General features: G+C 61.1%; 11 protein-coding genes. 5 read left to right on the top strand and 6 right to left on the bottom strand.

The annotated features are described in order from the left end of the window. Positions 1-17 precede the first annotated feature (17 nt). Positions 18-410, top strand: coding sequence for a DUF3301 domain-containing protein (locus tag QSV36_RS01180; protein WP_289129095.1), 393 nt, complete (start codon positions 18-20; stop codon positions 408-410). Here QSV36_RS01180 and QSV36_RS01175 read toward each other — a convergent pair whose 3' ends face one another. The 3 genes from QSV36_RS01175 to zigA are packed head-to-tail and all read right to left on the bottom strand — an operon-like array spanning position 411 to position 3,251. Next, a complete protein-coding gene (locus QSV36_RS01175; protein ID WP_289129094.1) occupies positions 411-1,379 on the bottom strand; it encodes a CobW family GTP-binding protein in 969 nt (322 codons plus the stop codon). Between the two features lie 40 nt (positions 1,380-1,419). After that, positions 1,420-2,046, bottom strand: a complete 627-nt coding sequence (locus tag QSV36_RS01170; RefSeq protein ID WP_289129093.1) for a DUF1826 domain-containing protein — start codon at positions 2,044-2,046, stop codon at positions 1,420-1,422. Then, a complete protein-coding gene (gene zigA, locus QSV36_RS01165) occupies positions 2,043-3,251 on the bottom strand; it encodes a zinc metallochaperone GTPase ZigA (protein WP_289129092.1) in 1,209 nt (402 codons plus the stop codon). The genes QSV36_RS01170 and zigA overlap by 4 nt, the downstream gene beginning before the upstream one ends. Before the next feature lie 113 nt (positions 3,252-3,364). Between zigA and QSV36_RS01160 the strand changes: the two genes are divergently transcribed. Together QSV36_RS01160 and folE2 are read left to right on the top strand one after the other, a co-directional pair. After that, the gene (locus tag QSV36_RS01160; protein WP_289129091.1) at positions 3,365-3,745 is read left to right on the top strand and encodes a glutamine synthetase; all 381 of its coding nucleotides are present in this window, start codon (positions 3,365-3,367) and stop codon (positions 3,743-3,745) included. Between the two features lie 23 nt (positions 3,746-3,768). After that, positions 3,769-4,674, top strand: coding sequence for a GTP cyclohydrolase FolE2 (gene folE2 / locus QSV36_RS01155; protein WP_289129090.1), 906 nt, complete (start codon positions 3,769-3,771; stop codon positions 4,672-4,674). Here folE2 and QSV36_RS01150 read toward each other — a convergent pair. Next, positions 4,658-5,185, bottom strand: coding sequence for a DUF3617 domain-containing protein (locus QSV36_RS01150; RefSeq protein WP_225779815.1), 528 nt, complete (start codon positions 5,183-5,185; stop codon positions 4,658-4,660). The two genes, folE2 and QSV36_RS01150, sit on opposite strands and share 17 nt — an antisense overlap. Before the next feature lie 131 nt (positions 5,186-5,316). Between QSV36_RS01150 and cls the strand changes: the two genes are divergently transcribed. Next, positions 5,317-6,756, top strand: a complete 1,440-nt coding sequence (cls, locus tag QSV36_RS01145; RefSeq protein ID WP_289129089.1) for a cardiolipin synthase — start codon at positions 5,317-5,319, stop codon at positions 6,754-6,756. Between the two features lie 124 nt (positions 6,757-6,880). Here the strand turns inward: cls and cfaB are convergent, their stop codons facing one another. Then, positions 6,881-8,065, bottom strand: coding sequence for a C17 cyclopropane fatty acid synthase CfaB (gene cfaB / locus QSV36_RS01140; protein WP_289129088.1), 1,185 nt, complete (start codon positions 8,063-8,065; stop codon positions 6,881-6,883). Positions 8,066-8,271: 206 nt separating this feature from the next. On the opposite strand from cfaB, the gene lpdA reads away from it, so the two are divergent. After that, the gene (gene lpdA / locus QSV36_RS01135) at positions 8,272-9,672 is read left to right on the top strand and encodes a dihydrolipoyl dehydrogenase (protein ID WP_289129087.1); all 1,401 of its coding nucleotides are present in this window, start codon (positions 8,272-8,274) and stop codon (positions 9,670-9,672) included. A 130-nt stretch (positions 9,673-9,802) separates the two neighbouring features. On the opposite strand, the gene glmS is transcribed toward lpdA, so the two are convergent. Next, positions 9,803-11,638 (bottom strand): glutamine--fructose-6-phosphate transaminase (isomerizing), encoded by a 1,836-nt coding sequence (gene glmS, locus QSV36_RS01130; RefSeq protein WP_289129086.1) that lies wholly within the window; start codon positions 11,636-11,638, stop codon positions 9,803-9,805.

The raw sequence follows: 11,638 nt of genomic DNA, 5'->3' as shown, positions 1-11,638 counted from the left end.
GTTTGGAGCAGATGTAAATGTTGACCCTGGAAAACCTCTTCATCCTGATGCTGGTAGCCACGGCAGGCGCCTGGCTGTGGCACAACCACGGTTTGCGTGAAAAAGCCCTGGAGCGGGTCAAACAGCACTGCGCCAAGCTCGACCTCGAGTTGCTCGACGATGCCGTCGCGCTCAAGCGCATCGCCTTTGTACGGGATGCCAACGGCCGCAAGCGCCTGGCGCGTGTCTATGCCTTCGAATTCACGGTTACCGGCGAGCAACGCCATCCCGGTACCATAACCCAGTTCGGCGCACACAGCGTGCAGATCGAACTGGCGCCCTACCCGTTCGAAATCAAGACCCCGCCACGCGCCGACAACGTCATCGAGATGCAGCAATGGCGCCAGGAGCACAACCGTTGGCGCAACTGATCAGCTGACGCGACATTCGCTCAAACCGGCTTGTAACGCCGGTTGCGGCTGTGGCTGGTCGAAAATCAGCTCGATGCGGGTATCCCGGCGCCAGTCGCTGGGCTGCCAGATGGGCATGTCGCCGTCCAGGCCATTGAACGATTGCCAGCCTTCCACTGTGTGGATAACTCCTTTCGCACGCCGCCATGGCCAGGCCCGCAGGAACGCCTGCAGGCGTTGTGGATAAAACTGTTGGTCGGGATGCCAGCGCCAGCCGATGCTCCAGCCACCCTCGCCTTGCTGGGCGAGACAGATCGGTTGGCCAGGGTCTGCCCAGAGCGCCGGGGGCATCAGCCTGTTGTCAGGAACCAGGTTATCCACAAGGGAATTAGCAGCGGTACTGGTGGGTATAGTGGGAAGGTCCGACACGGGCAACTGCCCGTCGATCGTCCAGAACACTTTCTTGGCGGGAAACCTGTCCGTTATCGATGCCTTGCAAGCATCATCCAGCGACTCAGCCTTGTTCAAGACAACACCTTCCGCTGCATCGAGCGCCTGCTGTTGAGCCTCCGCCAGCCGCTCGTCACGAACCATCGACTGCGCATCCACGACCATCAGCAACGGCTGTACCGCCAGCACCCCAGCCCAAGGTGCCTGTTGCAACTGAGCAAGCAGCTGCAACGGATGGCCCAACCCGGATGGCTCTATGAACAACCGATCAGGCCGGGACTTGCGCAGCAGCCGGCCCAGGCCCACCTGGAACGGCATGCCGTTGACGCAGCACAGGCAGCCACCCGCGACCTCGCCGATGGCGATCCCGTCCTCGTCACGGCTGAGCAAGGCCGCATCAAGCCCGACCAGGCCGAACTCGTTGATCAGCACTGCCCAGCGCTCATTGCGCGGACGTTGGGCCAACAGATGGCGGATCAGGGTGGTCTTGCCGGCACCGAGCGGGCCGGCAATCACATGGGTGGGAATATTCTGCAGCATGGCGTGGCTTCGGGCGATGGCAATGCCTCACTATGCGCCGTCAGGCCAGCCAGTCAAGGCTGAGCAACAGTCGCCCCTGCCGCTCCGGAGGCGAACGGTGCACCAGGCCAGCGCCTTCGTTGCCATGCCACTTCTCGCCCTTGAGCACTGCCACATCGCCTGCGTGCAAACGCTGAATGTTATCCACAGGCGGCTGCGCTGTGCGCAAATCGACGCACGCACTGGCCTGCACGGGCAACCATTCGGTGCCCGGGCCAGCGTAGCTGGTAAGCAAGCGCAGCGGCACGTTATCCACATGGAAGCGTGGGCACATGGGCCCCGCCAATACCCGCAAGCGCAAGCCGACCCGCCGTGCACCCACCAGGCAGGTGTAGGCCGCCAGCAGCCAATTCACATCGGCAACGAACGCTTCATAGCCGTGCAAATCTGCCGTTTCCCGCAACAGCTCGGTCAATACCGGCATGCGCTGCTCGTCCACGTCGATAACGCGCTGGTCCGCCAATGGCTGGCCAAGGCTGATGGCCAGCGCGGCAAAGTCCTCCAGCTGTGCCGGCAAGCGCCGGCGCCACACCGCCAGGTTGACGCCGTCCTGCAGCACGTCAGTCAGCACCTGAGGTGTATCGCCGCTTACCTGAAAGATATCCACAGGTGTGCGTTCGGGGATCATGCTGCGGCCTCCTCCTGCCATGGACCGAACGGGTCGGGCAGGCGTAACCAGCCCATGGGTCCCAAGGCCATTTCTTCATCGGTCAACAGGCACGCATCGAGGGCTGTGGATAATTCCGCGAAATCGATATTCTGCCCGATGAACACCAGCTCCTGGCGGCAGTCACCACTCTCGGCTGTCCAGTTTTGCAGAATCGCAGCGGTGTTATCCACATCCTGCGGCCACTGTTCGCGCGGAACGAAGCGCCACCAGCGGCCCGCCAGCCCATGACGCATCATCCCGCCCGCTTGCGACCAACTTCCCGCCTCCTGAAACTTGCTGGCCAACCAGAAAAAGCCTTTTGAACGTAGCAGCCGGCCATTGCTCCAGGGCGTGTGGATAAAATCGAAAAAGCGCTGTGGGTGAAACGGCCGCCGGGCCTGCCAGGTAGTGGCTGCGATACCGTACTCTTCGGTTTCGGGTACATGTTCGCCTCGCAGTTCCTGCAACCAACCGGGTGCCTGGGCGGCCTGCTCGAAGTCGAACAAGCCGGTATCCAGGATACGCGCCAGCGGGACCTGGCCCATTACCATGGGGATGATCTGCGCTCGCGCGTTAAGGCTACGTAGAATGGCCATCAGCTCTTCGCGCTGATGCTGGCTGATCAGGTCGATCTTGCTCAACAACAACACATCGGCGAACTCCACCTGTTCGATCAGCAGGTCGCTGATGGAACGCTCGTCCTCTTCACCCAGGGTCTCGCCGCGGCTGGCCAGGCTGTCGGCTGCCTGGTAATCACGCATGAAGTTCAGGCCATCGACCACAGTGACCATGGTGTCCAGCCGCGCCATGTCGGAGAGGCTGCGGCCCTGTTCGTCGCGAAAGGTAAAGGTCTCGGCCACAGGCAGCGGCTCGGAGATTCCAGTGGACTCGATCAGCAGATAATCGAACCGACCTTCCCCGGCGAGCCGCGCCACCTCCTCGAGCAGGTCTTCACGCAACGTGCAGCAGATACAGCCATTGCTCATCTCCACCAGCTTTTCTTCAGCACGGTTGAGGCTGACATTGCGCTGTACCTCGCTGGCGTCGATGTTGATTTCGCTCATGTCATTGACGATGACCGCGACCCGCAGGTTGTCGCGGTTGCGCAGCACATGGTTGAGCAATGTGCTCTTGCCGGCGCCAAGGAAGCCGGACAGCACGGTAACAGGGAGACGATTGGACATGGCAAACCTCTTCAGGCGAAGCGCATTCGAAACGATGCATTGCACAATGTTATAAAGTAACAATACAATTTCGCCAAGCCGTTCTCGACGACATGTGCTGACAAAGGATGGAAATGAAACTGCTACGCGCCTCGGTGCTGCTATTGCTTGCGCTGCCCACCTCGCTGCTCGCCCTGCCACAGGGCGGCTCGTTGGCGCTCTGTACCCGCAGCGCGACACTGCTCGCCTGTCAGAATGGCAAGGGCAGTTTCTATAGCGTTCGCAGCGAAGGCAGCGTCTTTTACCTTCGGGGTTATGACTTCGACAGCCGCCGCCTTTGGGCACAAACCAATATCCGCTACGGCACGTTGACCTTCTTTACCGGCCTGGCCAGCGATGGCGAAGCCTGGGTGGGTTACAGCCGACGCATCGGCTGGACCACCGTTAACCGCGTTTCCAGTTCCAGTGGGCAACGCTTCAACCTGCGTTGCAGCTTGATCGCCGGCTGCCGTTGAAACCCTTTTGTTTGGAATGCCAGATGACCCAGCTGAAGCTCCCCGACATTGCTACCCAGACCCATGACTACGCCTTACCTTTGGACTGGGTGGGGATGTGCGGGATCGCCTTGCCGGTCCACTTCGACGGGCGCCAAACGGCGGCTACCGTTGATGCTGGCGTAAGCCTGGTGGACGGCAGCTCCCGTGGTATCCACATGTCACGGCTATACCTGGCCCTGGAAGCCCTGGAACACCAGCCACTTACAACGCTCGCCATTCGGCAGCTACTGTCTGGTTTTCTGGACAGCCATGAAGGGCTGTCTGCGGCGGCCTATCTGCGTCTGCGCTTCGAGCATTTGCTGAAAAGGCCTGCTCTGGTCAGCCCTTTGCACGGGTGGAAAACCTATCCCGTGATAGTCGATGCAAGGATCGAGAAAGAAATGTTCCACGTGGAACTATCCGTTTCCATTCCTTACTCTTCGACCTGCCCTTGCTCAGCTGCGCTTGCACGGCAACTGATCCAGCATCAGTTCCAGGCGGACTTCCCCTCCACGCCGGTCGACCAAGCTGCGGTGTTACAGTGGCTAGGCAGCGCCGAGGGCATCGTCGCGACACCCCACAGCCAACGCAGTAACGCGCATATCCAGGTGAGACTACGCAGCGGTCAGCAGCAGCTGCCAATCACCGAACTGATCGATCGCATGGAAGCGAGCCTGGAGACAGCAGTACAGACCGCAGTCAAGCGTGCCGATGAACAAGCGTTCGCCTTGGCCAATGGCCAGAACCTGATGTTCTGTGAAGACGCAGCTCGACGTTTGCATAAGGCGTTGCGACAAGTTGAATGGAGCACAGCCTTCAAACTACGCGTGGAACATGCAGAAAGCCTGCATGCCCACGATGCTGTCGCGTCCAGCCAGTGGCAGTGGGATATCAGCTACGCGGCTTGACCGAACCGCAGTCACTCCCCAACCACACGGCACGGGTATTCATACTGCCTTGCTGCTGCACACCCGAAGCGTTGAACGTGCCATTCACCTGGGTAGTGAACTCGCGGTCGCTGAGGAACGTCGCCTGGCCAGTGCCCTGTGCTCGCGGGCAACTGAACTGGAACTTCCACACGTTGCCGGTGCGGTCGGTAATCTTCTGGGTGCAACCTGACTTAGGGTCCTGCAACGGAATGTCGTTAGTGGCTACCTGCTCTGGAGTCAGGCAAGAACGCACCCCCTTACCGCCGACAGTGACACCTTGCTTGGCCAGCACGCCTTCCATCATCGCGCGTTGTTCCGGCGGCAAGTTCTTCAACTGGCCGAGCATGAATTCCATGTCGGGTAACGGCTTGCCATCGACCTGCATGTTGCTGGTGGTCAGCTCCCACAATCCTGGCTGCAGCATTTGCGCATGCACCAACGGGCTGCTCATAGCTAGGGCCAACGCCAACAGTGGCAGACGAATCTTCATGGACGAACGCTCCTGGAAAAAACCGGCCAACCGGGCCGGGCTGAGCCTTAGACGCCAAATCCACCTTCCGGTTGCAAGGCGGAGCGGGAACGTGTTCTGTTACACAAGTGTACTCGGCAAGCAGGATGCATATGGATTACCACAGCCCCTACTTCTTCGGTTATCTACTCGGCCTGATCCACCTGCTGGGTATCGTCGCCGCACTGCATGCGCTGTTCACCGTGCGCACTGCCCAAGGCGCAATTGCCTGGGCCATGCCATTGTTCTTCATCCCCTACCTCACCTTGATTCCCTACCTGGTTTTCGGTGCGCGCTCGTTCTATGCCTACATCAAGGCGAGGCGCCAGGCCAACCAGGAAATGCACGTTGCCATGGCCAACCTCAACTGGCGGCCATGGGTAGAAGAGGCCCTCACCGCCCGCGAGTCGGAAAGCTACGCAGCCTTGCGTGCCATGCCAAAGCTAGGCCGCATGCCCTGCCTGGCCAACAACCAGGTGAAGCTGCTGATCGATGGAAAAGCGACGTTCGATGCCATATTCACCGCCATCGAAAAAGCCCGCGACGTGGTGCTGGTCCAGTTCTTCATCATTCATGACGACAGCCTTGGTAAGGCGCTTCAACAATTACTGCTGCGCAAGGCTGCCGAAGGCGTGCAGATATTCGTCCTTTACGACCGAGTCGGCAGCCATGCCCTGCCGGCCAGCTACAGTCAGGTCCTGCGCGAAGGCGGCGTACAAATCCACGCCTTCGCCACTCGCCGAGGCTGGTTCAACCGCTTCCAGGTGAACTTTCGCAACCACCGCAAGATCGTGGTGGTGGATGGCCTGATCGGTTTCGTCGGCGGCCATAACGTGGGCGATGAATACCTGGGCGCGCACCCGCAGCTCTCGCCCTGGCGCGATACCCATGTACAGATAACCGGGCCGGTGCTGGCATGCCTGCAAGAGTCGTTCGCCGAGGATTGGTATTGGGCCACGCGCCAGCTGCCTCCACTGATCCTGCCGGACGCCTACCCGGACGACGGCGTGCTCTGCCAGGCCTTGGCAAGCGGTCCGGCCGACCCACAGGAAACTTGCTCGCTGTTCTTCATCGAAGCGATTCATTCAGCCACCCGGCGAGTGTGGATCACCAGCCCGTACTTCATCCCCGACGAAGCGGTATTCGCCGCGTTGCGCCTGGCGGTACTGCGTGGGGTCGATGTACGCGTGTTGATACCGTCACGCCCCGATCACCGCATCGTCTATGCCGCCTCCAGCCTGTTTGCCTTCGAAGCGGTGCGTGCGGGGGTGCGCATGTTCCGCTACCAACCCGGCTTCCTGCACCAGAAGGTGGTGCTGGTGGATGACGAGATCAGCGCAATCGGCAGTGCCAACCTGGACAACCGCTCGTTCCGCCTGAACTTCGAAATCACGCTGTTGACGGCAGACCGCAGCTTCGCCGACCAGGTGGAGAGCATGTTGATCAATGACTTTGAACAGGCTCGGGAGATCACTGCAGAGGACAGCCGTGACACTCATCGGCTACAGCAACTGGGGATGCGGATTGCGCGGCTGATTTCGCCGATTCTGTAAGGAGTAGGCGCGGTTTCCTCTGCGCGTCGCGGAGGGCTTGCGGGAACGGGTTCACCCATGATTGCGCCCGTACCATCTCTGGCGCATTCACGGGTAAACCCGCCCCACCGTGAAGCAGGGAAAGTCAGCGATATAGGTCTTCACGCGTCCACGGCAGGTCGTGATGCCCATCGTCGTATGGCTTCACTGCCAGAATCTGGTGCAGGTTGATCCAGCCCTTTTCGAAGGCGTAGGCACATCCGGCCAAATACAGGCGCCAGATGCGCAAGGTCTTCTCAGGCACCAGGTCCGCTGCCTTGTGCAACTGGTTTTCCAGGTTCTCGCTCCAGTGGTGCAGGGTCTTGGCGTAGTGCAGACGCAAGCTTTCCACGTCTACCACTTCCAACCCCGCTTCACAGATGCTGGCGCTGATCATCGACAGGTGTGGCAGTTCTCCATGAGGGAACACATAGCGGTCGATGAAGTCGCCAGCGCCACGCCCAACCGGACGGCCATCGACGTGCTTGGCAGTGATGCCGTGGTTCATCACCAGGCCCCCTTCCCTCACGGCACCGAACAGCTTCTGGCAATACAGCGCCAGGTTGGCGTGGCCAACATGCTCGAACATGCCAACGCTGACTACCTTGTCGAAGCGGCCGTCCTGCGGCAGGTCACGGTAGTCGAGAATCTTCAGTTCGACCTTGCCGTCGAGGCCTTCTGCCTTGACACGCTCCTGGCCGAGCTTCAGTTGCTCCTTGCTCAAGGTGATGCCGAACACCTTGGCGCCATATTCTCGGGCAGCGAAACGCGCCAGCCCACCCCAGCCACAGCCTACGTCGAGCAGATAGTCGCCGGCGTCCAGGCGCAGCTTGCGACACAGGTGATCGAACTTGTCCTGCTGCGCCTGATCGAGCGTGTTGTCCGGCTCGCGGAAGTAGGCGCACGAATAGACCATGTCCTGGTCCAGCCACAACTGGTAGAACGCGTTGGAAACGTCATAATGGTATGAAATGGCTTCGGCGTCAGTGCTCTTGTCGTGGGCTTGCCGTTGCGGTGGCGCCTCATCCGCCTCGGTCAGCAACGCTTCGCTCAGCTCATCGCACACGCGTATGGCTTCACCGATATCCCCTTCCAGCTCCAGCTTGCCCTCGACGAATGCCGTGCCCAGCTGGTCCATGCTTGGGTGGCTCAACTGGCTGATCAGCTGTGGCTCCTTGACCAGAATGGTGACCTGCGGGCTGGGCCCCAGATCGAACTGGTTACCGTCCCACAGTTTCAGCCGCAGCGGCAGATGCAGGCTCTGCAGTGCCGGTGGAAGTTGCGCAAGCATGAACGACCCTCCTGTCCGTATTTGGCCACGACGCCTGAAATTTCGAACGTCGCCGGAACAGAGTAGTTCATTCGTGGGATGTTTCCTTTATACGCGACCATGGTCTAGAACCAACTGATCTTACTCAGCCTGAAGATTGTATACAATTTTTGCATCTCAGCTTAACCTTGTGCCCCTCTCGCGCTTCTTCATCCTGGAGTTGAACCATGAAATCCTATGACGTGGTGATCATTGGCGGCGGCCCTGGCGGCTACAACGCAGCCATACGTGCCGGCCAGCTGGGCCTGAGCGTTGCCTGCGTGGAAGGCCGCTCGACCCTCGGCGGCACCTGCCTGAACGTGGGCTGCATGCCTTCCAAGGCACTGCTGCATGCGTCCGAACTCTACGAAGCCGCCAGCGGTGGCGAATTTGCTCACCTCGGTATCGAGGTGAAACCTAATCTCAACCTCGCCCAGATGATGAAACAGAAGGACGAGAGCGTGACCGGCCTGACCAAGGGCATCGAGTACCTGTTCCGCAAGAACAAGGTCGACTGGATCAAGGGCTGGGGTCGCCTGGATGGCGTTGGCAAGGTCGTGGTCAAGGCCGAGGACGGCAGCGAAACTGCATTACAGGCCAAGGACATCGTGATTGCAACTGGCTCCGAGCCGACGCCGCTGCCAGGCGTGACCATCGACAACCAGCGCATCATCGACTCGACCGGCGCACTGTCGCTGCCACAGGTACCCAAGCACCTGGTCGTCATCGGTGCCGGCGTCATCGGCCTCGAGCTGGGCTCGGTATGGCGACGCCTGGGCAGCCAGGTCACGGTCATCGAATACCTCGATCGCATCTGCCCGGGCACCGACCAAGAAACCGCCAAGACCCTGCAAAAGGCACTGGCCAAGCAAGGCATGGTGTTCAAGCTGGGCAGCAAGGTAACCCAGGCCAACGCCAGCGCCGAAGGCGTCAGCCTGACCCTGGAGCCAGCCGCCGGCGGCAACGCAGAAACGCTGCAGGCCGACTATGTACTGGTCGCCATCGGCCGCCGTCCCTATACCCAAGGGCTGAACCTGGAAAGCGTGGGCCTGGCAACCGACAAGCGCGGCATGCTCGGCAACGATCACCACCGCACGTCTGCGCCGGGAATCTGGGTGATTGGCGACGTCACTTCTGGCCCGATGCTGGCGCACAAGGCCGAAGACGAAGCGGTGGCCTGCATCGAACGCATCGCCGGCAAGCCCCACGAGGTCAACTACAACCTCATCCCAGGTGTGATCTACACGCGCCCGGAGCTGGCCAGCGTGGGCAAGACCGAAGAGCAACTCAAGGCCGAAGGCCGTGCCTACAAGGTCGGCAAGTTCCCCTTCACGGCGAACAGCCGTGCCAAGATCAACCATGAGACCGAAGGTTTCGCCAAGGTCATCGCTGATGCCCAGACCGATGAAGTACTGGGGGTGCACCTGGTGGGCCCGAGTGTCAGCGAGATGATTGGTGAGTTCTGCGTGGCCATGGAGTTCTCGGCCTCGGCAGAGGACATCGCCCTCACCTGCCACCCCCACCCGACCCGCTCCGAGGCCTTGCGCCAGGCAGCGATGAATGTGGATGGCATGGCGATGCAGATCTGAGGCAGGACTGCGAAGGGCTGCATTGCAGCCCTTTCGCGACACAAGGCCGCTATGGCCGTGGTTGGCCTGAGCGGCGTTGTAGCTTGGAGTGGCCGGGGCAACCAGAGCATTGCTCGCCCCGGCTTGCGCCTTACTCGACCGTAACCGACTTCGCCAGGTTCCGCGGCTGGTCCACGTCGGTGCCCTTGAGCACGGCCACATAGTAAGACAGCAGCTGCAACGGAATGGTGTAAAGGATCGGTGCCAGGGCGTCCGCAATGTGCGGCACCTTGATCACGTGGGTACCTTCGCCGTTGGTCATGCCAGCCTGTTCGTCAGCGAACACCACCAGCTCACCACCACGCGCACGCACTTCCTGCAGGTTGGATTTCAGCTTTTCCAGCAGTTCATTGTTCGGCGCCACGGTGACCACGGGCATGTCATTGTCCACCAGCGCCAGTGGGCCGTGCTTCAGCTCGCCAGCCGGGTAGGCTTCAGCGTGGATGTAGGAGATTTCCTTGAGCTTGAGCGCACCTTCCATGGCTACCGGGTACTGCGCACCGCGGCCGAGGAACAAGGTGTGGTGCTTGTCGGCGAACAGTTCGGCGATTTTCTCGACGGTTGCATCCATGGCCAAGGCTTCACCCAGGCGGGCCGGCAGGCGGCGCAGCTCCTCTACCAGCCCGGCTTCGACGCCGGCTTCCAGGGTACCGCGCACCTGGCCCAGGGCCAGGGTCAGCAGCATCAGCGAGACCAGCTGGGTGGTGAAGGCCTTGGTCGACGCCACGCCGATTTCCGGGCCGGCCAGGGTCAGCAGGGTCAGGTCCGACTCACGTACCAGCGAGCTGATGCCCACGTTGCAGATCGCCAGGCTGCCGAGGAAGCCCAGCTCCTTGGCGTTACGCAGCGCGGCCAGGGTATCGGCGGTTTCACCAGATTGCGAGATGGAGACGAACAGCGTGTCTGGCTGCACCACTACCTTGCGGTAGCGGAACTCGCTGGCCACTTCGACCTGGCACGGGATGCCGGCCAGGCTTTCCAGCCAGTAACGGGCGACCATGCCAGCGTGATAGCTGGTGCCGCAGGCAACGATCTGCACGTTGCGCACCTTGGCGAACAGGTCGGCAGCCTGTGGGCCGAAGGCCTGCACCATCACGCTGTCCTTGCCCAGGCGGCCTTCCAGGGTACGCTGCACCACGCTTGGCTGCTCGTGGATTTCCTTGAGCATGAAGTGGCGGTAGGTCCCCTTGTCGGCGGCTTCGGCGCCTTCGTGGTACTGCACGGTTTCGCGCTGAACCTTGCGGCCTTCCTGGTCCCAGATGGAAACCTGGTCACGGCGGATTTCGGCGATGTCGCCCTCTTCCAGGTACATGAAGCGGTCGGTGACCTGGCGCAGGGCCAGCTGGTCGGAGGCCAGGAAGTTTTCACCCAGGCCCAGGCCGATGACCAGCGGGCTGCCGCTACGGGCTGCTACCAGGCGGTCAGGCTGACTGGCACTGATAAGCGCCAGGCCATAGGCACCATGCAGGCGCTTCACAGCGGTCTTCAGCGCGTCGGTCAGGTCCGGGGTGGTCTTCAGGGTATGGTGGATCAGGTGGACGATAACTTCGGTATCGGTCTGCGAAGTGAAGACGTAGCCAAGGCCCTTCAGCTCTTCGCGCAGTTCTTCATGGTTCTCGATGATGCCGTTGTGCACCACGGCCACTTCATTGTTCGAGAAGTGCGGGTGGGCATTGCCCTCGGTCGGCGCACCGTGGGTAGCCCAGCGGGTGTGCGCGATGCCCAGTTGGCCAGACAGCGGCTCGGCGGCAACCGCGGCCTCCAGTTCGCTGACCTTGCCGATACGGCGGCGGCGCTGCAGTGCACCACTCGAAGTGAGGACGGCCAGACCGGCGCTGTCGTACCCGCGGTACTCAAGACGCTTGAGGCCTTCGATCAGGATGGCTGTGATGTTGCGTTCGGCGACAGCACCAACGATTCCACACAT

Origin of the sequence: Pseudomonas sp. BCRC 81390 (assembly GCF_030341915.1) — a bacterium.
Taxonomy (GTDB): domain Bacteria; phylum Pseudomonadota; class Gammaproteobacteria; order Pseudomonadales; family Pseudomonadaceae; genus Aquipseudomonas.
This window is presented reverse-complemented; position numbering and strand designations above follow the sequence as displayed.